The following is a 22,598-nucleotide window of genomic DNA, read 5'->3' on the forward strand; positions in this document are numbered from 1 at the left end:
AGGTCGTACCCCACCGGTGCGGTCCCGATGACGGAACCGCCTCAGCCGTCGAGCTTGCGGCGGTAGACGTTGGTGTCCCGGACCTCGAAGCCCTCGCGCTGGTAGAGGCGGTTGGCGGCCTCGCGGGTGGGCCGGGACGTCAGGTCGACCGTGGTGCACCCGAGCTCCTCGGCTCGATCGACCATCGCCTGGGTGAGCGCACCGCCGACGCCGAGGCCACGGGCCGCGTCGTCGACCACCACGTCCTCGATCCAGGCCCGCCGACCCGTGGGGATGCGGAACGTGACGAGGGTGGCGGTGCCGAGGATCGTGCCGTCGTCGTCCGTGGCGAGGAACAGGTCCGTGGCGGGCGACGTGACGATGTCCACGAGCTCGTCCGCGCTCGGCGGCGGGCTGGAGCTGGAGAGCTGGGGGATGAGCCGCTCGAACGCCGCGAGCAGCTCGTCGGTGACCTCGGCGACGATCTCGATGAACACAGCGGCGAAACTAGCGGGGGACCCCGGCGGCGGCGACGGGCAGGGTGAAGGCGAACGTCGCCCCTCCCTCCTCACCGGTCTCCACGCGGATGTCGCCGTCGTGGGCCTCGAGGATCTGGCGACTGATGTACAGGCCGAGGCCGGTGCCGCTGACGCTGGTGTCCCGGCCCCGAACGAACTTGTCGAAGACGCGGCCCTGGAGGTCGCTGGACAGGCCGGGGCCCTGGTCGGTGACGGCCACCGTGGCCCGGTCGCCGTCGCGCCGGAGCCGGACCACCACCGTGCCGTTGGTTGGGGACACCTTGGCGGCGTTGTCGAGCAGGTTGGTGAGCACCTGCTGGATGCGGTCGACGTCGACCACCACCGGCACGTGCGGGGACTCCAGCTCGGCCTCGATGGTGAGGCGCGGGTACAGCGCGGAGGCGGCCTCGATGGCCACGGTGACCTCCTCGGCCAGGTCGGCCTCGCCCATGGCGTAGGACATCCGACCCGACTCGACGGCCTGGGAGTCCAGCACGTCGCGGGTGAGCCCCTGCAGGCGCCGGGCGTTGCTGGCCGAGCGCCGCAGGGCGTTGAACCGCTCGGTGTCGGTCATGGCGTCCCAGTGGTCCATGGTGGTCTGGAGGAAGCCGAGCACGCCGGCCACCGGCGTCCGCAGCTCGTGGGACACGATGCTGATGAACTCCTCCTGGGTCTCGCTCAGGCGCTGCAGGCGCTCCTGCTCCTCCCGGGCGGCCTGCAGCCGGCGGGCCAGGGCGAGGAACGTGAGCACGCCGACCACGAGGAAGACGGCGACGATCACCAGCCCGACCTGCTGGAGCGGTCCGGCGAGGCCCTCGTCGAACTCGTCGCTGTCCTGGGTGAACGCGATCCGCCACCCGGCTGCGGGGACGTCGGCGATGGCCTGCACCTCGCCCTCGCGCCGGTGGACGCCCGCCTCCAGGGTGAGCAGCTCCTCGTCGGGGATCCGCTGGGCCACCAGCGACGGGTTGCTCGCGGCGATGACCGCACCGGTCTGGTCGAAGACCACCAGCTCGCCGGTGTCGCCCCGGCCGAACTCCTGGATCTCGCGGTTGAACGAGCTGGTCACCGAGACCTCGGACTCGAACACGAAGGTGCCCCGGAGCTCGCCGGTCGCCGGATCCCGGATGGCGAGCATGAACGCCGTGTTGGGCAGGTCGGACGTGGCGCCCGGGCCCATCGGCAGCGAACCACCCGGGAGCACGGGCTCCTCCTCCCGTCGCAGGGCGGGGAGGAGCTGCTCGACGCCCGGACGTTGCAGCGGTTCCCCCAGCGCGTCGTCGTCCACGCGGAAGCCCTGGGTCACCACGCCGGCGTCGTCGGTGAGGAAGAAGCCCGTGCGGAACTCCTCGGCGCGCTCCACGAGCCGCACGAGGTCCCCCAGCGCCTCCCGGTCGGCCTCGCTGCCGACCGCGAACTCGAACTGGAAGTCGTCGGTGAGGTCGGTGAGCAGCGATGCGAACGTCGTCAGCTGGCTCTCGACCCGGGTGCTCTGGCTGCGGGCGTTCGCCTCGACCTCCGAGAGCACCGCCTCCTCGAGCGCCTCGCGACCGTTGTCGACCGCAGTCGTCAGCAGCACCAGGACGAGCACGCCGACGGCGGCCAGCACCAGGAACGCAGCTGCGGGCAGCAGCCGCTCACGTCGTCGCAGCATCTCGCTCCTCGACTCTCGAGCGGTCGAGCACGTCGAGCTCGACCACGAACCGGGCCCCGCCCAGGGGGCTGTCCTCCACGCGCACCGAACCGCCCATCTGGGCGACGAAGTCCTGGACCACCGACAGCCCGATGCCGACGCCTCGCGTCCGCACGACGGCGTCACCGGCGCCTCGGAAGAAGCGCACGAAGATCTTCTCCCGCTCGTCGGCCGGCACCCCGGGCCCCGAGTCGTCGACCAGCAGGAACGCCCGGCCATCTCGCGCGTGGACGCCCACGGACACCTCGGCATCCGAAGGCGAGAACTTCACGGCGTTGGAGACCAGGTTGGTGACGATGCGCTCCAGCGCGCTCACGTCGCCGAGCACCTCGATGCCGGGATCGATGGCTCGAGCCACGTGGTGGGAGCCCCAGACGCCGTCCAGGCGGTCGAGCACGGCGTCGACGGCGTCGGACAGCACGACCGGTGCGAGCGCGAGCTGCAGGTCGCCGCGCTCCAGCCGGGCGAAGTCCAGCAGGTCCTGGACGAGGGCGTTGAGGGCGTCGGCGTTGGTGGCGATCCGGCTGGCGAAGGCCCGCCGGTCGTCCTCGGACAGTGCGTCCCATCGGGTCGCCAGGAGCGTGGCGAGGCCGGAGATGGCGGTGGCGGGGGTGCGCAGCTCGTGCGATGCCACGCCGAGGAAGGTCGTCTTCAGCTCGTCCAGCGACTCGAGCCGGTTGACCGCCTCCTGCTGCTGCTCGATGCTGCGGCCGGCGACGACGGTCGAGGTGATCATCTCCCCTGCCACCTCGAGCAGCTCGATGGCGCTCGCATCCAGCTCCCTGCCCGCCACGGCCCGCAGGACGGCGATCGACCGCTCCGCCCGGTGCAGGTCGAGCGCCACCGTGGCCCCGGGCGGGACCCGTTCCGGTCGCCGGCTCGCCGGACGGGAGGTCGGGTCGGGACGGGTGCCGTGGGTGAAGATGGCGCGCTCCGGGCCGCGAGCGGTGGCGACGGCCAGGGACAGGCCCTCCAGCGCGAGCTCGTCGCTGAGCTGCACGGCCATCGCCGGCAAGATCTCGTCGAGGTCCTGGCTGTGCTGGACGATGCCCGTGAGCGTCCGGATGGCCGCCGCCCGCCGCTCGGCCCGGTGCATCGATGCGGCGTCGGCGCGGCGCTCTCGCCGCCGCTGCCGGTCGGCGAGACCGAGGAGGAGCGCACCCCCGAAGCCGAAGCCTGCGACGGCGGTGGCGGCGGGCCGCCACAGGCCTGCCGTCCCGACGTCGGTGGAGACGGTCCACCGGCGCTCCAGCGCGTCGACATCCGCTGCGGCTCGCTCCGCACCGTCGTCGGCGCGCTGGCCCGGGACCAGGTCGACATCCGCATCGGTCAGCTGCCAGGTGGATCCGCCGTCGAGCAGCTCAGCGGCATCGACGACGGCGACCACGTGACCGACCAGCTCGGACCGGCGGACCTGGACGCGCCGTTCGGACGGCACGAGGGAGAGCTCCCCGCCGACCAGGTAGATCGGCCCAGCGACGATCGGCGGGGCACCCGGCCCGGGCGCGCTCAGCACCGCAGTGCCGCGATCGCGGGACTGGGCCAGCGCGGTCTGGACCATCGGATCGCCGAGATCCATCTCGACGGCATCGTGGCGGGTGGCGCCGGCGGGGAGGCAGAGCAGCGAGGCGCCGACGGGCGCCGGACCGATCGGCGTGATCGCGGCCAAGGCCGGACCGGAGTCGTCGGGCTCGGTCCGGGGGTCGCACAGCGAGGGGTCGAGGTGCTCGACGCTGGCCTCGATGCTCCCGAGCGCGACCGCGACCCGGCCGGCCTGGCGCTCCGCGGCCGTGCGCGCCTCCGCTGCGAGGAGCTCGTTGCGGCGCTCGGCGAGCGCCGCCACCGCCACCAGGACGCACGCAGCGATCAGGACGAGGCCGAGCGCGGCGAGCAGCGGCACGCTGGAACCGTCGGCTGCGGTCGGTCTTGCACCACCAGCGGCCACCCGTCCTCCCGTCCCCTTCCGATGCCACGGGGGGCGGGATCTCGCCCGTGACCGTCCCCGCTCACCAGCGTGCCACGTATGGTGTCGCTCAGCGGGCCAGAAGCGCTCTCCGATCTGGGATGGAACCGATGATGACCCTGCAGGACACGGTCCGGGTACTGATCGCCGACGACAACTTCGACATGCGCCTGCTGGTCCGCGCCACGCTCGGCGGCGACGCCCGCCTCGACGTGGTCGCCGAAGCCGAGGACGGCACGATGGCGGTCGACGCATTCCGCAGCGCACGCCCTGACGTGAGCGTCCTGGACTACCGGATGCCGGGCCTGGACGGCCTCGAGGCCGCCACCCAGATCCTGGCCGAGGACCCGGACACCAAGGTCCTGCTGTTCTCGGCGTACCTGACCCCGGAGATCACCGAGGCAGCCGGCGCCCTCGGCCTGCGCTGCCTGCGCAAGGACCTGTTCATGGAGCTGCCCACCGCGGTGGTGGAGCTGGCTCGACGCTGAAGCGGCGCCGTCAGGAGGCCTGCACGGCCCGCCGCAGCGTCCGCAGGTTGCCCTTGGGCACGAACCGCACCCCGAGCGCCTCGGATCGGGCGAGGAGGTCGTCGGACTGGTAGTTGCTGTAGAGCACGACGGCCGTCTCCGGGTGCGAGGCCCGCACCTCCGCGGCCACGTCGATGCCGTTCGGACCCGGGGGCATTCGGTGGTCGACCACCAGCACGTCAGGGGCCAGCTCGGCGACGAGGCGGAGCGCGCTCGTGCCCTCCAGGGCGGTGCCCACGACCTCGATCCCCTCGAGGGAGAGGTCGAGCACCACCAGCTCGAGGGCGTCCGGGTCGTTGTCGACGACCACGATGCGGCGGGCCACGGCCGGACCATAGGGCGGCTCCGGTCCCCTCGGCGGGACCGGGACCGGCCAGTACCCTCGGGGCCGTGGAACTCCTCCGCTGGCACTTCCATCCCGAGCTGGAGCGACCCATCGTGGTGGTCGCCTTCGAGGGCTGGAACGACGCCGGCGACGCCGCCTCCTCGGCGGTTCGCTGGTTCGCCGACCGCTGGGATGCCACCCCGTTCGCCGACATCGACCCCGAGGTGTTCTACGACTTCACCTCGACCCGCCCCGAGGTCCGCATCGAGGACGACGCGCGCGTCATCGACTGGCCGGCCAACGAGTTCAGCGCCACCGCCCTCCCCGGATCCGAGCGGGACATCGTCTTGATGCACGGCGTCGAACCCCAGCTGCGCTGGCGGACCTTCGCCGATCTCGTGCTCGAGGTGGCCCAGGCGTTCGACGCCTCGATGGTGGTCACCCTGGGCGCGCTGCTCGCCGAGGTCCCCCACTCCCGTCCGGTCAACGTCGTGGGCACGGCCTACGACCAGGGCGTCGTCACCCGGCTCGGCCTCGCACCGTCGCAGTACCAGGGCCCCACCGGCATCGTGGGTGTCCTGCACGACCGGTGCCGCTCCGCCGACCTCGAGTCCGCCTCGCTCTGGGCCACCGTCCCCACCTACGTGCCCGGTGCCCCGTCGCCGAAGGCCACGCTCGCCTTGGTGGAGAAGACCGCCGAGCTGCTGGGCGAGCAGGTGATCACCACCGACCTGGAGATCGCGTCGGCGTCCTACGAGCGCCAGATCAACGAGCTCGTCGACGACGACGAGGAGACCCAGGCCTACGTCGCCGCCCTCGAGCAGCGCCACGACGAGGCGCTCAGCTCGACGGAGCCCGCCGAGCTCGTCGAAGAGGTCGAGCGGTTCCTGCGCGAGTTCGGTGGCTGAGCCCATCGTCCGGCCGGCCACGGAGGCCGACCTCGACGGCATCACCCGGATCTACGACCAGTACATCGTGGACTCGGCGATCAGCTTCGACGTCGAACCGTGGTCTCGCGAGCGCCGCCTGGCCTGGTGGGAGGACCACCAGGGCCACGACCGCCTCGTCGTCCTGGTCGCCGAAGCCGACGGTGAGGTCGTCGGCGCCGCCTACTCCTCCTGGTACCGGCCGAAGGTCGCGTACGAGCGCTCGCTCGAGACCTCTGTCGTCCTCGACGGGGCGTGGACCGGCCGCGGCCTGGGCCTGCGCCTCTACGGCGCGCTGCTGGACGAGCTCGCCGCTGCGGGCGCCCACCGGGCCTACGCGGTGGTGACCCTGCCCAACGACGCGTCGGTCGCCCTGCACCACCGCCTCGGGTTCCGCGACGTCGGCGTCGAGGACGAGTGCGGCTGGAAGCTGGGCCGCTGGTGGTCGACGCTCACGCTCGAGAAGCGCCTCGACGACAGCGCGCCCGATCGTCCGTGAGGGCGGCTCCCACCGATGGCGACGAGGCGGTCCGGAACGCGCACACGTGGTTCGAGCACAACAGCGGATGGGCGCCGCCCGACGAGGAGACCCTCGCCGAGTGGGTGGCGGACGGGGTCTGCCGGTGCCCGGACGAGTGCCTGGTGGAGCCGGAGGGGTGGTGCGAGCACGGACTGGCGTCGTGGCTGCTGATCCTGCAGGCACTGGAGGAGGCGTGAAGGCACCGCCGCCTCGTGTCCCCGTGAGGAACGACACCACCGATGCCCTCGCGAGATGCGGACCGGGCCGCTCGGCACGCCTCGGGTGCGCGCACCGCGGCCCGGAACGGGGCTCTCAGCCGGGCGCGAGGCCGGCGGGCCCCAGTGCCGTGCGCCAGTCGACGAAGGTCGCGTCGAGCGAGCGCCACAGGTCGGCGGGCGTGGCCAGGCTCCACGCGTTCGCCGCCACGTAGTGGGCGAGGGCGCAGTCGACGAGCGCGTCGTCACCCAGGCGGTGCAGGGCCGCCGCCGGCTGCACGTAGACGCTGCGGTAGTAGCTGGCGGCCCGGCCCTCCCAGTACGCCATCGGCGCGCCGGCTCGACCATCACCGTCGGCGGGGACCGATCGCCCTGCCATGTCGGGGAGCGTGCCCTCGATCCGACCCTCGGCCCACGTGGCCAGGCCCTCGTCCAGCCACGGGTCGCGCCCCTGCACGTTGCCGACCAGGCCGTAGAACCACATGTGGGCGACCTCGTGCGGCGTGGTGCGACCCGACGTGCCGGAGCCCTGCAGGACGTGCATGGGGAACTCGATGCCACCCGACAGGTCCGGGGTGATCGACAGCCGGTACGCCGGCCAGGGGTAGGGGCCGTACCAGGAGGCGAAGGATTCGAGCGCGGCCACGATCCGGTCCACGTACACGGCGCCGTCGTCGATGTCGTCGTGCACGGCGACGGTCACCTCGACGGGGTCCGGGGCCATCGCCGTGGCCGTCGACACCGTGAAGCGACCGACGCTCACCGCCACGTCACGGGCGGCATCGACCTCCCACCGACCGGGTGCCACCTCCGAGCCCGTCGCCACCACGCCGAGACCCTCGGGGACGTCGACCGACACCGACCACCGGGCAGTGGGCGATGATGTCGACTCGGCGAAGCCCGAGGTCGGCGGATCCACGGACCAGCCCACCCCCGGCTCCCAGGCGAGCAGGGGCAGGAACGACCCGAGGCGCAGCGACCCGTCCTGACGCGAGATCCGGTCGTTCACCGGCCCGCCCACGGTGAGCCGCCAGGCCACCCGCACCGTGATCACCTCACCGGCCGGGACCCATCGGTCCAGCGCCACCACCGCGGTCGTGGGATCGGGCTGCTCCAGCGGCGCCGGGCGGCCACCCACCGCCACCGGACCGAGCTCGATCGACGTGCCCACCGATGCGGGACGGGGGCCGTTCGCCCACAGGCGCAGCACGACGCGATCGATCGGGAGGTCGGGCACGAAGCGCACGGCCTGGGTGCCCTCCACCACACCCGTGGCCGGATCCGCCGTCATGTCGACCTCGTAGACGGGTCGGTCCGGGTCTGGCTCGGCTCGCTCGGGGACGGCGGGGCAGGTGTCGGCGGCGAGCGCGGTCGCCGCCGTGGTGCTCGGCACGGTCGTGGCCGTCGTGCTGGTCGTGCTCCCCGTGGACGCGGCCGCCGACTCGGTGGTGGAGGACGTGCCGGCCCGATCGACGGTCGCGCGGTCGTCGGTGGCGCAGGCGGCGAGGAGCGCGGCGGCCACCAGCGAGGCCACGCACCGGGTCAGCCGGTGCACGGTCGGGTCAGCTCCGCCAGGTCTCGGGACGGACGTCGTCGAACTGCACCGGCACCGCCTCGCCCCGGAGGGCCTGGAACACCGGGCCACCCCAGTGGTCGTAGCCGGCGAGCGGCGACGGCAGCGCGTCCTCGGCGAAGAAGCCGACGTCGCTGGTCTCGAGCGGGTGGGCGGCGAGCTCACCGCCGGTCGCCCGGCACTGGAACACGATCGAGTAGAGCGGCACGGTGGTGAAGCCCAGCCGCAGGCCGTCGAGGACCATCAGCAGCCGTTCGACCTCGCAGTCGATGCCGGTCTCCTCCTTGACCTCCTTCACCGCGACCTCGGCCGGGGAGTAGCCGATGTCGGCCCAACCGGTGGGGTAGAGCCAGACGCCCGAGTCGGCCCGCTGCACGAGCAGGATCTCGCCGGCATCGTTGCCGACCACCGCGCCGATGGCGACCTTCGGCGTCTGGTAGCCGGGCACGCCGTCGCTGACGCCCTTGAGCCACTCGGTCACGTAGTGGTCGCCGTCGTAGTCGGTGCCCGCAGCGACCCGGATGTCGGCGGCGATGGCCAGGACCTCCTCGTAGCGCTCGCGCTCGTAGAGGCTGTCGGTGAAGCCGAGGCCCGTCTTGGCGATGCCGGCCAGCGACTCGGCCCAGCGGAGCAGGTCTTGGCGGGTGGGTCCGGGTCCCGCTCGGTCGCTCGCTGGTCCTGCAGGCTCCACCATGGTGTCGACGCTACTCAGCCGGGCCGGGGGGACCGACGGCCCGCCGCTGTGCGCGACACTCGCCGGGTCCTGTCCTGCCCCTCGACCGGGAGCGAGCCGATGGCCGACCGCACCGCCTTCCACGACCTCGACCGCTACCTCGACCTGCCCCGGGTCGCCGGTCTGGCGCTGTCTCCCGACGGCACCCGCCTCGTGACCTCGCTGGGCACGCTCTCCTCCGACCGGACTCGCTACGTCCAGGCGCTGTGGGAGCTGGACCCGACGGGCGAGGCACCGGCCCGCCGGCTCACCCGGTCGGCCAAGGGCGAGCACGCACCGGCCTTCCTGCCCGACGGCACCCTGCTGTTCACCTCGGCACGACCCGGCGCCGACACCGACGGGAAGGACGAGGACCCGCCCGCGCTGTGGGCCCAGCCGCCCGGCGCCGGTGATGCTCGCATCGTCGCCCGCCGGCCAGGGGGCATCGGTGGCGCCGTGACCGCCACCCGGGCCGACGTGGTGGTGGTGCAGTCGGACACGCTGCCGGGAGCGGTGAGCGCCGCCGACGACCAGGAGCGGCGCAAGACCCGCAAGGACCGCAAGGTGTCGGCGATCCTGCACGAGTCGTACCCGATCCGCTACTGGGACCACGACCTCGGCCCGGACCAACCCCGCCTGCTCCTCGGCCGGAACCTGGGCGCGCGGGACGAGCCCGTCGACCTGGCCGACCTGACCCCGGTCCCGGGTCGCCGCTTCGACGAGACCGACGTCTCGATCACGCCGGACGGTCGGACCGTCCTGGCCACGGCGGCGCGCCCCGAAGGGGGCGGGACCCGGTCGACCCTGATCGCCATCGACACCTCGTCGCGCACCGAGCGGACGCTGCTCCACGAGCCGGGCCACGAGTTCAGCGGTGCCACGATCTCCCCGGACGGCACCCGGGCCGTGGTCGTCCGGGAGTCCGACGGCGACACGCAGGAGCCCCTCACATCCGAGATCCTCCTGCTCGACCTGACCGATGGCTCGACCACGGCGCTGGCACCCGGCTGGGACCGCTGGGCGGGCGGGTTCGCCTGGGTCCCGGACGGCAGCGCCGTGCTGTGCATCGCCGACGAGCACGGCGCCGCCCCCGTCTTCCGCATCGAGCTGGCCGACGGCACCGTCACCCGGCTCACCACCGACCACGGCGCCTACAGCGACCTCCAGGTGAGCCCCGACGGCGCCAGCGCCTACGCCGTGCGCAGCGCCGTCGACCACCCGCCCGCCGTGGTCCGACTGGACGCTCGCACACCCGCGGAGCCGGCCCCGCTGCCCGGCCCCGCCGAGACCCCGGCGCTCCCCGGCACGCTCGACGAGGTGACCGCGACCGCGTTGGACGGCACGCCCCTCCGGGGCTGGCTCGCCCTCCCCCACGGGGCGTCCGAGACCCCGGCACCCCTGCTGCTGTGGATCCACGGCGGCCCGCTCGGGTCCTGGAACGCGTGGTCGTGGCGGTGGAACCCGTGGCTCGCCGTCGCCCAGGGCTACGCCGTGCTGCTCCCGGACCCGGCGCTGTCCACCGGGTACGGCCTCGACTTCATCCGCCGGGGCTGGGGCCGCTGGGGCGACGCCCCCTACACCGACCTGCTCGCCATCACCGACGCGGCCGAGGCCCGGGACGACGTCGACGAGACCCGGACGGCGGCGATGGGCGGCAGCTTCGGGGGGTACATGGCCAACTGGGTCGCCGGCCACACCGACCGCTTCGACTGCATCGTCACCCACGCCAGCCTGTGGGCACTCGAGTCCTTCGGCCCGACCACCGACCGGGCCGACTACTGGCGGCGCGAGATGGACGAGGCCATGGCGGCCGAGTGGTCACCCCACCGCCTCGTCGAGCACATGACGACGCCGATGCTGGTGATCCACGGCGACAAGGACTACCGGGTGCCGATCGGCGAGGCCCTCAACCTGTGGTCCGAGCTGGCCCGCCACCACGGTCGCGACGACGGGTCGCTGCCCCACAAGCTGCTGTACTTCCCCGACGAGAACCACTGGATCCTGACCCCGCAGCACGCCAAGGTCTGGTACGAGGTGGTCCTCGGCTTCCTGGACCACCACCTGCGCGACGCCGACTGGTCGGTGCCCGACACCCTGCGCTGAGGGCCTACCGGGGGGCGTCGACGGCGTGGAGGATCGCCCGGCGCAGCTCGGGCAGCACGTCCTCGGGGACCTTCCCGCCGCCGGCGGCCTCCAGGTAGAAGGAGTCCACCACCTCGTCGAGCAGGGTCTGCACCCGGGCGCGGACGATGTCCAGGTCGAACTCGGCGATCGCCGCGGTGATGCGGTGGAGGACGCCGACGGAGTCCGGGGCGTGCACCTCGACCACCGTGGCGCGGCTCGACGCGTCCAGGTGGAACTCGACCTTGGGGGCGCTGTGCACGGTGGCCGGCGCGCTGCGGCGGTAGGTGGCGGCCCGCTCGGCCAGGCGGGCCCGCAGGGCCAACCGGCCGGCGAGGGCGCGCTCCAGGTCGCGCAGCACCTTGTCCCACGCGAACGTCGGACCGAACGAGGACTGCACGGTGATGACCTCGAGCGCCCGACCGTCGAAGGTCACGATGTTGGCGTCGAGCACGTCGAGGCCGTGGAGCGCGAGGGTGCCCGTGACCCGCGAGAACAGGCCCGGGCGGTCGGCGTCGACGACGGTGAGGGTGTCCCCCACCCCGCGGACCACCCGCTGGCCGCTCATGACCAGGGCGCGCTGCTCCTCGCTCGGGAAGGTGTCGGTGACGTCGTGGACCGCGCCGCCCTCGAGCACGTGCTCCACCCGCCGCACGAGGACGTCGACGAGCTCCTGCTTCCAGGGTCCCCAGGCCGCCGGGCCGGTGGCCTGGGAGTCGGCCTCGGTGAGGGCGTGGAGCAGCTCGAGCAGCAGGGTGCTGCCCACGCTGTCGGCCACCCACTGGATGACCTCGGGGTCGTCGAGGTCGCGCCGCGTGGCCACGTCGGGCAGGAGCAGGTGGTGCTCGACCATGGCGACCAGGACGGCCACGTCGTCGGGGTCGAAGCCCATCCGCGCGCCGATGTCGGCGACGATCTCCATGCCGACGACGGTGTGGTCGCCGGGGAACCCCTTGCCGATGTCGTGCAGCCACGTGCCCACCACCAGCAGGTCGGGGCGGCTCACCCGGCCGCCCAGCTCGGCGGCGTTCGCGGCCGCCTCGCACAGGTGACGGTCCACGGTGAACGTGTGGTAGGCGTTGCGCTGCGGCTTGGACCGCACCGCCTCCCACTCCGGCAGGACCTTGGTGAAGAGGCCGTGCTGGTCGAGGCTCTCGAGGTGGGAGATGGCCGGCCGGCCGCTGCCGAGCAGGTGCACGAGCTGGTCCCGAGCCTCGTCCGGCCACGGCGTGGGCAGAGGTGGGCAGCCCTCGAGCAGCGCGAGCACGGCGCGGTGGACCGGCACGTCCTCGCCGGCCGCGAGGGCCGCCGTCCGCAGCGGCAGCACCGGATCGCTCGTGTCGACCTCGCCGAGGAGGTGCACCTCGCCGTCGCGCAGGACGGCCCCGGGCGCCAGCGCGCGGTCGCGGCGGGCGAAGCGACCGATGCCGCGCCGCAGCGTCATCCCGACCCGCCGCCAGGTGTCGTCGGAGCGGAAGGAGATGATCCGGGCGGCCTCGGCCAACCCGCGCATGAGGTCGTCGGCATCAGCGACGCCCAGCGCACCGGCGACGCCGTCCTGCTCCTCGAGCACCAGCACGTCGCCCATGCGACCGGTCCGGCGGTGCAGCTCGACGCGGGCGGCGAGCAGCACGTCGTACGCGTCCTGCAGCGCCTCGTCGTCGCCCTCCCACAGCATCTCCCGGGCGCGACACGCCCAGCGCAGCGACTGGACGTCGCGCAGGCCGCCACGACCCTCCTTGAGGTCGGGCTCGAGCAGGAAGGCGACCTCGCCGGCGCGGGCGTGGCGCTCCTGGACGCGATCGGCCAGCTGCGGGAGGAACCGGCTGGCCTTGGCCCGCCACAGCTCGGCCACCTCCTCGATGAGCGTGGCCGTCAGTGCCCGGTCCCCGGCGATGTGCCGGGCCTGGAGCATCGCCGTGGCCGAGTCGATGTCCTCGCCGGCCAGGTCGAGCGCCTCCTTGACGGTGCGCACCGCGTGGCCGAGCTTCACGCCCTGGTCCCACACCGGGTACCAGATGGCATCGGCGACCGGGCCGATGTCCTTGTAGCCGTCGTGCAGCAGCAGCACGTCGAGGTCGGACTGGAGGCTGAGCTCGCGACGGCCGTACCCGCCGAGCGCGACGAGGCTGATGCCGCCGATGCGATCCGACGCCGCCTCGAACAGCTCGGTCAGGAAGGCGTCGGCGCGGTCGGCGTAGGCCTCGCAGAGGGAGCGGCCGACGAGCGACGTGTCTGCAGCGAGCTCGTCGCGACCGAGGTCCATCGGCGCGAGCCTACGGGTGCACCGGCCGTCGCAGCCGACGGCGGTTCAGGTCCGGTTCAGGAAGGACAGGCCGTCAGGCGCTGGCGAGCTCGGATTCGGCGGCGGCTTCGTCCTGGGCGGCGTGGCGCTCGCGCCGGGCGGTCATCCGGGTGGCGGCCTTGTCCACGCGGTCGAGGTGCTTGAGCACCTTCTCCCGCGCCGCGTCGGCCTCCGGGGACAGCCCCTCGAGCTCGGGCAGCTTCCACTGGTCGACGACCATCGGCTTGAGGATCTGGTCGTGGTGGATGCGGAAGTCGTAGATGCCGGCGTCAGCGATGCGCTTCGCGTGCTGGGCGAAGTCGGGGATGCCGGTGCCGGGCATGGCGAAGCTGCGGACCTGGCGGTCGATGGCCAGCACCATGCCGTCGGGGTCGAGCTCGAGCGCGGCGGTGGCGGCGTCGCGGTAGAAGACGTGGTGGAGCTGCTCGTCGCCGGCGACGGTGGCCATCACCTGGTAGCCGACCTTGTCCTCGAGGAGGCGGCCGGTGTTGCGGTGGCTGATCTTGGTGGCCAGCTCCTGCATGGTCACGTAGGCCAGGCCGTCCTGCACCGTCTCGGGGTGGGGGACCTCGCCGGTGGACACCTGGGCCATGCGACCCCGCTCGAGGTCGTCGAGATCGACGGCCCGGGTGACCGACAGGTAGTCGCGGATGATGATGGCGTGGCGACCCTCTTCGGCCGTCCAGCGGCGGGCCCACGTGCCCCACGGCTCGAACTTCCCGAACAGGTTGTAGATCGTCTCGAAGTAGTACGGCAGGTTGTCCTCGGTGAGCAGGTCGACGATGAGGGCCGACCGCACATCGGGCGACAGCTCGGTCTCGTTCGGGTCCCACTCCCAGTCCTTGCCGAGGTCCTCGCCCCGGCTCCACGGCACGATCCGGTGCGGGAACCACTCCTTGGAGTTGGCCAGGTGCCGGTCGACGAGACCGGCGACCACGGGCGCGAGGTCTTCGGTGAGGGCAGCATCGTTCATCGGCATGGAATCACCCTACCGACCGGTCGGTCGGGACGGAAGGGACGGAGGAGTTCGTCACAGTCGGGGCTCTACCCGACCGGGCCGGAAGTCACCGCAGGCGGGCGGCGACGGCCTTGTCGAGGGCCTCGGCGCCCTTGCGGGCAGCGATGTGGACGGCGTCCCAGACCCCCGAGAAGGGCGGTGCGTAGGCGAGGTCGAGGTCGATGACGTCGTCGACGGTCATCTCGGCGGTGATGGCGGTGGCCAGCACGTCGATGCGCTTTGCCGCGCCCTCCCGGCCCACGATCTGGGCACCGAGCACCCGGCGGGTGTCTCGCTCGGCCAGCATCTTGATGGTGATGGGCTGGGTGCCGGGGAAGTACCCGGCGCGGGTGGTGGAGTCGATCTTCACCGTCTCGTACTCGAAGCCGGCCCGATCGGCCTCCTCCTGGTTGACGCCGGTGCGCGCCACCTCGAAGTCGCACACCTTGGTGATGGCGGTGCCGATCACCCCCGGGAACGTGGCGTAGCCGCCGCCGAGGTTCAGCCCGGCGACGCGCCCCTGCTTGTTGGCGACCGTGCCGAGCGCGACGTGCACCTGGCGCTGGGTCACGCGGTGGTAGCTCTCGGCGCAGTCACCTGCGGCGTAGACGCCGTCGACCGAGGTCTGCTGGCGGCGGTTGACGCGGATGGCGCCGCGGACGCCGGTCTTCAGCCCCGCATCGGCGGCGAGGCCGGCGTTGGGTGCGACGCCGAGCCCGAGCACGACGATGTCGGCCCGGATCGAGCCGGCCGAGGTGTGCACGACCCCGTCCTCGAACCCCTCGGCCTTCACGCCCAGGCGGACGTCGATCCCGAGCTGGCGCAGCGCGGTGGCGATCGGCGCCGCCATGTCGGGGTCCATCGTGCGCATGACCTGCTCGTCGGCCTCGACCAGGGTGACCTTCATCCCCCGGCGCAGGAACGCCTCGGCCATCTCCACGCCGATGTAGCCGCCGCCGACCACCACGGCGGTCTCGCAGCCGCCCCGCTCGGCGTGCTCGAGCAGGTGGATGCCGTCGTCGAGGGTCTGGACGCCGTGCACGTACGGGCTGTCGATGCCGGGCAGCGGCGGGCGGATCGGGCGGGCGCCGGTGGCGATGTGCAGCAGGTCGAACCCGAGCTGCAGCGTGCGGTCCCGGGTGTGGTCGCGGACCTCGACCTTGCGGGATGCCAGATCGATGCCGATGGCCTCGTGGCCCATGCGGACGTCGATGCGCTGGCGGTCCCGGAACTCCTCGGGCGAGCGGGCGATCAGCTCCTCGTGGGAGCCGACGTCGCCGGCGACGAGGTAGGGGATGCCGCAGGCCGAGTAGCTGGTCCAGCGACCGCGCTCGAGGGCGACGATCTCCATGTAGGGCTGCTGCCGGCGGGCTTGCGACGCCGCCGCCATGCCGCCGGCGTCACCGCCGATCACCAAGAGTCGTTCGGCCATGGGGCGGGAGGGTAGTTGCGCACCTCGTGCGCGACACTGGCCGCGTGGCTGTACGAGAGGACTGCCGGCACTACTCGACGCGCTCGACCCCGGCGGGCGACGTGCTCCAGCGGTGCCGCTTGGGCGTGAACGAGGAGATGCCCTTCGCCTGCCCAGAGGACTGCCTGTTCTTCGAGCCCCGCCAGATCAGCGGCACCGGCTGGCATCGCTTCGACCGCCCCCCGGAGTAGCGCCCCGACCCGAACTGGCAGTTCCCCTGTAGCGGCGGCGGCGCACCTGGCATGGTGGGCCCATGGAGCTCGCCGAGGTCATGCGCACCACACCCGCCACCCGGACCTTCACCGACGAGGCGGTCCCTGACGAGGTGCTGCACCGCATCCTCGACCACGCCCGCTTCGCCCCCTCGGGCGGCAACCGGCAGGGCTGGCACGTGATCGTGGTGAAGGACGCCGAGACCCGGACCCGCATCCGCGAGCTGTACCAGCTGAGCTGGCGGGAGTACTGGGCCCACGTGAAGATCGGCAAGGTCGCGTTCCAGCCCGGCGACACCCGGTTCTCCCAGCCGTGGGTGGACCTGGAGGAGGCCCGGGAGACACCGGCCCCGAACGACTTCGCCGACGAGATGGACACCCACCCCGTCCTGCTCATCGTCTGCGTGGCGCTCGAGGCCCTGGCCGTGCTCGACCACGGCCTACCCCGCCAGTCGATCGTGGGCGGCGGGTCGATCTATCCCTTCTGCCACAACATCATGCTGAAGGCCCGCGACGAGGGCCTCGGCGGCGTGATGACGACGGCCATCTGCCGCGAGGAGGCGGCGCTCGCCGATCTGCTCGGCATCCCCGAGAGCCACGCGGTCGCTTCCCTCATCGCGCTCGGCCACCCCCAGCAGATGGTCACCAAGCTGCGGCGCGACCCGGTCGAGGACTTCGCCGTCGTCGACCGCTTCGACGGCGAGGCCTTCGAGGTCCGATGAAGGCCGGCGAGGAGCCCGAGCCCGTCACCGAGGGGGGCGACCCCGCGTGCTGGGCCCACCTCTTCGACGACGACCCGCGTTCCGCAGCCGCTGCCAGAACGTCAGCGGACGACGACGATGTGGAGGGCGACGGGGCCGTGGGCGCCGAGGGTGAGGCGCTGCTCGATGTCGCCCGTGCGCGACGGGCCGGTGATCAGGACCCGACCTGAGGGCATCGGGCGCTGCTGGCCGCGCAGCACGTCGGCGTGGCTGGCGACCAGGCGGGTGATCGGCAGGACGCAGAGGTGGATCTTCGGGAGCAGGCTCACGGCGCGGCTGCCGGCGGACGCCGAGTCGACCACCACGCTCCCCGTCGCGGCGATGCCGTGGGTCGCCGAGGTGATCGCCAGGTCGGCCGCAGCCGCCACCTCCCGGTCGTAGGGGGCGACCGACACGCCCGCCGCTGCCAGCGCGCCGCCGAGGGCGACGGCCTCCGGCTCGCGGCTCGTCACCGCCGTGCGCACGTCGTGGTCGCCCACGAAGCGCAGCAGCAGCTCGGCCGGGACCTCGTCGTCGACGACGTCGACCGTCGCCTCGGCAGCGCGGGCGGCGGCCACGAACACCGGGAGCAGGGCGAAGGGGTCGTCGTGGTCGACGCCGTCGAGGGTGCGGTAGGCCAGCTCTGGCACGACGTCGGGCGCCGGCGGCGGCGGGTGGGGGCCGCCCCCGGCCGGGCGTCCCTGGCGGGAGCGGATGCGGTCGAGGAAGGCGGCGCGATCGCCGTGCTCAGACATCGCCGGCATCCCAGCGCTGGCGGAACGTCCGGGCGGGCAGGTCCGGCAGGTCGCGTCCGTCCGTCCAGCGGCTCCCGCCCGGGAGGCGGCCGAGCAGCGGCGCGAGCCGTCGGGCCTTCGTCGCCACCGTCGCCGACGCCCCGTACGCGCCCGGCCGGGACCAGGCCGCGGCCCAGGCCCGCCACATCGATCGCTCGGCGAGGCCGGCGTGCTCGGCGTTGCGGCGACGGAGGCCGAGCAGCAGGTCCTGCAGCGGGATCTCGACCGGGCACGCCTCCATGCAGGCGCCGCAGAGCGTCGACGCGTTGGCGAGCTCGCCGACGTGGTGGTCCTCGCCCGGACCGTGACCGGTCTGCGAGGCCAGCAGCGGGGTGAGCACCGCGCCCATCGGACCGGAGTACACCCAGCCGTACGCGTGCCCGCCCGTCTGGTGGTACACGGGGCACACGTTCAGGCACGACCCGCAACGGATGCAGTTCAGCATCTCGGCGAACTCGGTCCCGGCGATGTCGGAGCGGCCGTTGTCGAGTATGACGAGGTGGAACTCATCGGGTCCGTCGGCTTCGTCCTCACCCCGGGGCCCGCTCAGCACGGTGGTGTAGGAGGACAGCGCCTGCCCGGTGCCGGACTTGGCCAGCAGGCCGAGGACCAGATCGGCCTGGTCCCACGTGCGGGCGATGCGCTCGGCACCCATCACCGCGATGTGCACCCGGGGCATGGAGGTGACCATCCGGGCGTTGCCCTCGTTGGTGACCAGCACGACGCTGCCGGTCTCGGCCACGCCGAGGTTGGCGCCGGTGATGCCGAGGTCGGCCTCGAGGAACCGCCGACGGAGCTCGCGCCGGGCGAACGCGACGAGCTCGGTGGGCTCCGTGACCCGCTCGGTCATGCCGGCCTTGGCCTCGAAGGTGTCGGCGACCTGGTCGCGGTTCTTGTGCACGGCCGGGGCGATGATGTGGCTCGGGTGCTCCTCGGCCAGCTGGATGATCCACTCCCCCAGGTCGGTCTCCACCGTGTCGCACCCGGCCGCGGCCAGCGCCTCGTTGAGCCCGGTCTCCTCGGTGGCCATCGACTTGGACTTCACGACCGTGCTGGCGCCGATGCGCCGAGCGACCGACGCGATGTAGTCGTTGGCATCGGCACCGGTCGGCGCCCAGCAGACGTGGCCGCCGTTGGCCTGCACGTTGTCGGCCAGCAGCTCGAGGGTGGCGGCCCAGTCGGCGAGGATGTCGCCACGCACGCCGCGGGCCGCCGAGCGCAGCGCATCGGGGTCGTGCAGGCGGGCCAGCGCCGAGGTGCGCTTGGTGCGGAACCGGTCGGTGGCGGCCCCGACGTTGGCGCGCAGGACCGGGTCGTCCACGGCGGTCGCCGTGCGCTCGCGGAGCGTGGAGCTGCGGAGCGGCCACTCATTGGTCATGTGTCCGCTCCCCCGTCGTCGGGAAGCGCCCGCTCCAGCACCTGGGCGATGTGCTCGGTGCGCACCTGCATGCCGCGGGCGCCGGCCCGGGTGCGCAGCTGCATCAGGCAGGAGGCATCGGCGCCGACGATGACCTCGGTGCCATCGGGCAGGACGTCGAGCTTCTCGTCGGCCATCGCCACCGAGGCCTCGGGCAGCTTCACGCTGAAGGTGCCCCCGAAGCCGCAGCACTGGTCCGCCGCGGCCCACTCGGCGACGTCGCAGCCGTCGACCCGCGCGAGCAGGGCCTCGGGCTGCTCGGCGACGTGCAGCTCCCGCAGCATGTGGCAGGACTGGTGGTACACCGCCGCGCAGGGGGCCACCGACCCGAGCCCGAGGCGATCGTCGGGCAGCGCGTCGAGCAGCTCGGTGAGCTCCCACACCCGCTCGCCCAGGGCCCGGGCCCGGGCCGACGCGGCCTCGTCGCCGGCCAGGGAGAACAGCTGGGGCCAGTAGAGGCGGATCATCGTGGCGCACGACCCGGCCGGGACCACGACGGCATCGGCGCCGTCGGCCACCGCCCGCTCCAGCGCGTCGAGGCTCGTGCCGGCGACCCTCGCCGCGTCGGCCGTGAACCCCGAGTTCCACGCCGGCTGCCCGCAGCACGTCTGGCCCTCCGGCACGTCCACGTCGCAGCCCGCGGCCCGCAGCACCCGCACGGCGGCGACCGGCACGTCGGGCTCCACCAGCTCGCCGACGCAGGTGACGAAGAGCGCCACGCGCTCGACGCCGTCGGGACGGCGGTCGGGTGCCTCGCTCACGGGTCCATCATGACAACTCGACGGCACGGGGCGGACCCACTGCTGGGCCAGACTCGCCTCGTGGGTTCCTGGGCCGAGCTGACGCCGCAGTTCCGGTGGCGGCCGTCCCAGCAGCACCTGCTCGAGCTGTGCACCCACGTCGACGACGAGCGCTGGCACCTGTGCGCGCCGCCGGGAGCGGGCAAGACCCTGATCGGCCTCGAGCTGGCTCGCCGGCTCGATCGCCCCACGCTGGTGCTCTCACCCACGACCGCGATCCGTGATCAGTGGTGCGAAGCGACACGGATGTTCGGCGCCGGTCCCGCGTTCTCCACGTCCGACCCGTCCGAACCGGCCCCGATGCTCAGCGTCACCTACCAGCTGCTCGGCAACCCCGGGGCCGCCACCGACGAGCTCCGTGGCGCGGCCCGCCGACTGTGGGTCGCCGGGCTGGCGGCGGAGCACGGCGTCGAGGTCGCCGAGCAGCGGGTCGCGACCACCGAGGAGCACGAGCCGGGCCGGGCCGCCGACGAGCTGCGGCGCCACGTCCGTCGGCTCCGTCGAGCGCTCGCGACCGGCGACGACGTGGGCGTGCCCGTGGTCGACCTGCTCGGCGCGCGCACGCACGACCTCGTCGACACCCTCGTCGCCCGAGACATCGGCTGCGTCGTGCTCGACGAGTGCCACCACCTCCTCGACTGGTGGGCGCTCGTCGTCGCGGCCCTGATCGAGCGTGCCGACCCGGCCGTCATCGGGCTCACCGCCACCCTCCCCGATCCCGACTCGAGTCGGGAGGCCGCCAACTACCACCGCGTCCTCGGCCCGGTCGACGCCGAGCTCCACCTGGCCGCCCTCGTCGCCGAGGGCGCCGTCGCACCCTGGCGCGACGCCGTGCACCTGACCACCCTCACCCCGTCCGAGGCGGCCTTCCTCGACAGGTGGACCGAGCGCTTCGAGGCCGAGCTGGACGAGCTCCTCGCCGGCGAGCACTTCGGCGAGTGGGCGGTGCACGGGCTCCTCGGCGCCGCCCTCGACGAGCGCGACACCCCGAGCCCGGCGGCATGGTCGGCGTTCTGGGACCGGGACCCGCTGCTCGGCACCGCACTGGCCCGGTGGTGGCTCGCTCGCCGGATGTCGCTGCCCGCCGGCTTCGATCCGCCTCCGGAGGCCCGCATCGAGCGCGCGCTCGACGTCCACGACCGGCTGCTGCTGCTCGATGGCTGGCTCCACCGGCCCGACAGCACCGCCGACGCCGACGACCGGTCTGCGGTCGGCGCGGTGACCCGACGTCACGGCGTCTCGCTCACCACGGGCGGCATCCGATGGGGTCGCTCGGTCGCCGACGTCGTGTGCGCGCGATCGGACGCCAAGGCCGTGGCGGCGGCGTCGGTCGTGGCCATCGAGCTGCGAGCCCGAGGCCGGACCGGACGGGCACTGGTGGTGGTGGAGCGTGACCGGGCCGGAACACCCCCGGCCGAAGCGCGAGCCGTGCTCGGTGAGGACGCCGGGACCAGCACCCGCATGCTCGCCGCGCTGTGCCGGGAGCCCGATGTGGTCGCGGCCGGCGTCCTCGCGGTCACCGGCAGCGGCGCGTGGTGCGACGCGATCCACGCCGACGCCATCACGGCGTCGATGTCGCTGTCGCCGGCCGCGGGGCCCATGGGGGCGACGGTCCGAGCGGTGGGGTGCGACGTCCCGGGGGCTACGGCGCTGGACGTCCACGGCGCCTCGTGGAACCCGGCGCAGTGGCTGGCGGCCGCCGAGCAGGCGCTCGACGACGGCGCCGCGCAGGTGCTGGTGGCCACCCGTGGGCTGGTCGGCGAGGGCTGGGACCACGCCCCCATCGACGTGATCGTCGACTGCTCGGAGGTCGCGAGCTCGACAGCCACCACCCAGCTGCGAGGCCGAGCGCTGCGCATCCACCGGGGCGACCCGGAGAAGGTCGCATCCCTGTGGGACATCGCCGTCGTCCACCCCGGGGCACCCGGCGACTGGCAGCGGGTGCGTCGGCGCCACGAGCACTGGTGGGGTCCCGATGCTGCCGGCGTGATCCGCACCGGGCCCGGCAAGCTGCACCCGCGCCTCGATCTCCCCCACCAACCCGAACCCGGTGAGCTCGAGCTGGTCAACGAACACAGCCGCGAGTTCGCCCTCGACCTCGACCGGACGCGCGCTGCGTGGGCGCTGGTCGATCCCGGCGGGATCGCGACGACCGCGGTGACCGTCCGCCGCCGCGGTGCTCGGCGCACCGTGCGGACCCGGGCGCGAGGCTGGCGCTCGTCGGCGATCGGAAGCGGGCTGGGGCTGACGGGCGGCGTGCTGGCCGGGATCGTCGCGCTGAGCGCTCCACCGCTGTGGCCGGTGGCGGCCGCCAGCGTGGGCGCTGCCGTCGCGCTCGGTGCCCGCGCCGCTGGCCGGCGGCGCGACGACGTCGAGACGGCGCGGATCCTCGGAGACGCGGTGGTCGCCGGGCTCGTGGCGGCCGGCGTGCCGGGCCTCGGGGACGCCCGCGTGCAGGCGGCGCCATCTCCGGCCGGCGGCGCATCGATCGTCATCGGTGGCGTCGACGATGACGCCGCGGCGGTGTGGAGCGCGGCGCTCGCCGAGGCGCTCGGCCCCCTCGGGACCCCGCGCTGGCTGGTCGCCACCGACGAGCAGGCATGGCGCGTGCCCGGCGCAGTGGGTGCGACGCGGGCCGCCGCGGAGCGGTTCACCGCTGCGCTGCACGACCGGATCCCCGGAGCCCGGCTGCACCGGGCCGGCACGCCCGAGGCCACTGCGGTCGTGCTCCGCGAGGCGGAGCACCGCGACCCGGACATCGACCGCTCGTTGCGCTGGACCTCCCGCTGA

Annotated in this window: 20 protein-coding genes; 8 read left to right on the forward strand and 12 right to left on the reverse strand. The window is 73.4% G+C overall.

All coding sequences use genetic code 11. From position 1 onward, the window contains the following. Positions 1-41 precede the first annotated feature (41 nt). From RGQ06_RS02730 to RGQ06_RS02740, 3 genes are read right to left on the reverse strand one after another with little or no spacing between them, the layout of a single operon-like run. Positions 42-476: a GNAT family N-acetyltransferase gene (locus tag RGQ06_RS02730; RefSeq protein ID WP_432429764.1), complete on the reverse strand. Its 435-nt coding sequence runs from the start codon at positions 474-476 to the stop codon at positions 42-44. Between the two features lie 10 nt (positions 477-486). Continuing rightward, a complete protein-coding gene (locus RGQ06_RS02735) occupies positions 487-2,151 on the reverse strand; it encodes a sensor histidine kinase (protein WP_432429765.1) in 1,665 nt (554 codons plus the stop codon). Continuing rightward, a complete protein-coding gene (locus RGQ06_RS02740) occupies positions 2,135-4,090 on the reverse strand; it encodes a sensor histidine kinase (RefSeq protein ID WP_432429766.1) in 1,956 nt (651 codons plus the stop codon). Before RGQ06_RS02740 ends, RGQ06_RS02735 begins: the two co-directional genes overlap by 17 nt. 173 nt (positions 4,091-4,263) lie before the next feature. On the opposite strand from RGQ06_RS02740, the gene RGQ06_RS02745 reads away from it, so the two are divergent. After that, positions 4,264-4,641 carry a response regulator gene (locus RGQ06_RS02745; protein ID WP_432429767.1) on the forward strand — a complete coding sequence of 126 codons (378 nt, stop codon included), beginning with the start codon at positions 4,264-4,266 and terminating at the stop codon, positions 4,639-4,641. 10 nt (positions 4,642-4,651) lie between these two features. On the opposite strand, the gene RGQ06_RS02750 is transcribed toward RGQ06_RS02745, so the two are convergent. Beyond that, positions 4,652-5,005, reverse strand: coding sequence for a response regulator transcription factor (locus tag RGQ06_RS02750; protein WP_432429768.1), 354 nt, complete (start codon positions 5,003-5,005; stop codon positions 4,652-4,654). 65 nt (positions 5,006-5,070) lie between these two features. Between RGQ06_RS02750 and RGQ06_RS02755 the strand changes: the two genes are divergently transcribed. The 3 genes from RGQ06_RS02755 to RGQ06_RS02765 are packed head-to-tail and all read left to right on the forward strand — an operon-like array spanning position 5,071 to position 6,648. Next, entirely contained in the window at positions 5,071-5,913 is an 843-nt protein-coding gene (locus RGQ06_RS02755) for a PAC2 family protein (RefSeq protein WP_432429769.1), read from the forward strand. Next, the gene (locus RGQ06_RS02760) at positions 5,906-6,430 is read left to right on the forward strand and encodes a GNAT family N-acetyltransferase (RefSeq protein WP_432429770.1); all 525 of its coding nucleotides are present in this window, start codon (positions 5,906-5,908) and stop codon (positions 6,428-6,430) included. The genes RGQ06_RS02755 and RGQ06_RS02760 overlap by 8 nt, the downstream gene beginning before the upstream one ends. Next, on the forward strand, positions 6,427-6,648 hold the full coding sequence (locus RGQ06_RS02765) for a hypothetical protein (RefSeq protein ID WP_432429771.1): 222 nt from the start codon (positions 6,427-6,429) through the stop codon (positions 6,646-6,648). Before RGQ06_RS02760 ends, RGQ06_RS02765 begins: the two co-directional genes overlap by 4 nt. A 115-nt stretch (positions 6,649-6,763) precedes the next feature. Here the strand turns inward: RGQ06_RS02765 and RGQ06_RS02770 are convergent, their stop codons facing one another. Both RGQ06_RS02770 and RGQ06_RS02775 read right to left on the reverse strand, forming a co-directional pair. Then, positions 6,764-8,221, reverse strand: a complete 1,458-nt coding sequence (locus tag RGQ06_RS02770) for a hypothetical protein (RefSeq protein WP_432429772.1) — start codon at positions 8,219-8,221, stop codon at positions 6,764-6,766. 7 nt (positions 8,222-8,228) lie between these two features. Next, positions 8,229-8,933: an NUDIX hydrolase N-terminal domain-containing protein gene (locus tag RGQ06_RS02775; RefSeq protein ID WP_432429773.1), complete on the reverse strand. Its 705-nt coding sequence runs from the start codon at positions 8,931-8,933 to the stop codon at positions 8,229-8,231. 99 nt (positions 8,934-9,032) lie between these two features. Between RGQ06_RS02775 and RGQ06_RS02780 the strand changes: the two genes are divergently transcribed. Continuing rightward, positions 9,033-11,054, forward strand: coding sequence for a S9 family peptidase (locus tag RGQ06_RS02780; RefSeq protein ID WP_432429774.1), 2,022 nt, complete (start codon positions 9,033-9,035; stop codon positions 11,052-11,054). Positions 11,055-11,058: 4 nt separating this feature from the next. On the opposite strand, the gene RGQ06_RS02785 is transcribed toward RGQ06_RS02780, so the two are convergent. From RGQ06_RS02785 to RGQ06_RS02795, 3 genes are all read right to left on the reverse strand, one after another. Further along, on the reverse strand, positions 11,059-13,338 hold the full coding sequence (locus tag RGQ06_RS02785; RefSeq protein ID WP_432429775.1) for a [protein-PII] uridylyltransferase: 2,280 nt from the start codon (positions 13,336-13,338) through the stop codon (positions 11,059-11,061). A gap of 73 nt (positions 13,339-13,411) precedes the next feature. Then, on the reverse strand, positions 13,412-14,356 hold the full coding sequence (locus tag RGQ06_RS02790; RefSeq protein ID WP_432429776.1) for an acyl-ACP desaturase: 945 nt from the start codon (positions 14,354-14,356) through the stop codon (positions 13,412-13,414). A gap of 85 nt (positions 14,357-14,441) precedes the next feature. Next, the gene (locus RGQ06_RS02795; protein WP_432429777.1) at positions 14,442-15,806 is read right to left on the reverse strand and encodes an FAD-dependent oxidoreductase; all 1,365 of its coding nucleotides are present in this window, start codon (positions 15,804-15,806) and stop codon (positions 14,442-14,444) included. 44 nt (positions 15,807-15,850) lie between these two features. Between RGQ06_RS02795 and RGQ06_RS02800 the strand changes: the two genes are divergently transcribed. Together RGQ06_RS02800 and RGQ06_RS02805 are read left to right on the forward strand one after the other, a co-directional pair. After that, positions 15,851-16,036 carry a hypothetical protein gene (locus RGQ06_RS02800; protein ID WP_432429778.1) on the forward strand — a complete coding sequence of 62 codons (186 nt, stop codon included), beginning with the start codon at positions 15,851-15,853 and terminating at the stop codon, positions 16,034-16,036. A 62-nt stretch (positions 16,037-16,098) separates the two neighbouring features. Continuing rightward, complete coding sequence (locus RGQ06_RS02805) at positions 16,099-16,779, forward strand: nitroreductase family protein (RefSeq protein ID WP_432429779.1); 681 nt, start codon at positions 16,099-16,101, stop codon at positions 16,777-16,779. Between the two features lie 101 nt (positions 16,780-16,880). On the opposite strand, the gene RGQ06_RS02810 is transcribed toward RGQ06_RS02805, so the two are convergent. Genes RGQ06_RS02810 through RGQ06_RS02820 form a run of 3 tightly spaced genes read right to left on the reverse strand, consistent with a single transcriptional unit; the run spans position 16,881 to position 19,769 of the window. Next, entirely contained in the window at positions 16,881-17,552 is a 672-nt protein-coding gene (locus RGQ06_RS02810) for a LutC/YkgG family protein (protein WP_432429780.1), read from the reverse strand. Further along, entirely contained in the window at positions 17,545-18,969 is a 1,425-nt protein-coding gene (locus RGQ06_RS02815) for a LutB/LldF family L-lactate oxidation iron-sulfur protein (protein ID WP_432429781.1), read from the reverse strand. Before RGQ06_RS02815 ends, RGQ06_RS02810 begins: the two co-directional genes overlap by 8 nt. Continuing rightward, positions 18,966-19,769: a (Fe-S)-binding protein gene (locus tag RGQ06_RS02820; RefSeq protein ID WP_432429782.1), complete on the reverse strand. Its 804-nt coding sequence runs from the start codon at positions 19,767-19,769 to the stop codon at positions 18,966-18,968. The genes RGQ06_RS02815 and RGQ06_RS02820 overlap by 4 nt, the downstream gene beginning before the upstream one ends. A 60-nt stretch (positions 19,770-19,829) precedes the next feature. Between RGQ06_RS02820 and RGQ06_RS02825 the strand changes: the two genes are divergently transcribed. Beyond that, on the forward strand, positions 19,830-22,598 hold the full coding sequence (locus RGQ06_RS02825; RefSeq protein WP_432429783.1) for a DEAD/DEAH box helicase family protein: 2,769 nt from the start codon (positions 19,830-19,832) through the stop codon (positions 22,596-22,598).

The sequence above is a fragment of the Salinilacustrithrix flava genome (assembly GCF_041228405.1).
Lineage (GTDB): Bacteria > Actinomycetota > Acidimicrobiia > Acidimicrobiales > Salinilacustritrichaceae > Salinilacustrithrix > Salinilacustrithrix flava.

Coding starts and splice junctions, on each gene's coding strand:
- RGQ06_RS02735 (WP_432429765.1), bottom strand. CDS start 2,151: ATGCTGCGACGACGTGAGCGGCTGCTGCCCGCAGCTGCGTTCCTGGTG.
- RGQ06_RS02745 (WP_432429767.1), top strand. CDS start 4,264: ATGATGACCCTGCAGGACACGGTCCGGGTACTGATCGCCGACGACAAC.
- RGQ06_RS02775 (WP_432429773.1), bottom strand. CDS start 8,933: ATGGTGGAGCCTGCAGGACCAGCGAGCGACCGAGCGGGACCCGGACCC.
- RGQ06_RS02780 (WP_432429774.1), top strand. CDS start 9,033: ATGGCCGACCGCACCGCCTTCCACGACCTCGACCGCTACCTCGACCTG.
- RGQ06_RS02785 (WP_432429775.1), bottom strand. CDS start 13,338: ATGGACCTCGGTCGCGACGAGCTCGCTGCAGACACGTCGCTCGTCGGC.
- RGQ06_RS02790 (WP_432429776.1), bottom strand. CDS start 14,356: ATGCCGATGAACGATGCTGCCCTCACCGAAGACCTCGCGCCCGTGGTC.
- RGQ06_RS02795 (WP_432429777.1), bottom strand. CDS start 15,806: ATGGCCGAACGACTCTTGGTGATCGGCGGTGACGCCGGCGGCATGGCG.
- RGQ06_RS02805 (WP_432429779.1), top strand. CDS start 16,099: ATGGAGCTCGCCGAGGTCATGCGCACCACACCCGCCACCCGGACCTTC.
- RGQ06_RS02810 (WP_432429780.1), bottom strand. CDS start 17,552: ATGTCTGAGCACGGCGATCGCGCCGCCTTCCTCGACCGCATCCGCTCC.
- RGQ06_RS02815 (WP_432429781.1), bottom strand. CDS start 18,969: ATGACCAATGAGTGGCCGCTCCGCAGCTCCACGCTCCGCGAGCGCACG.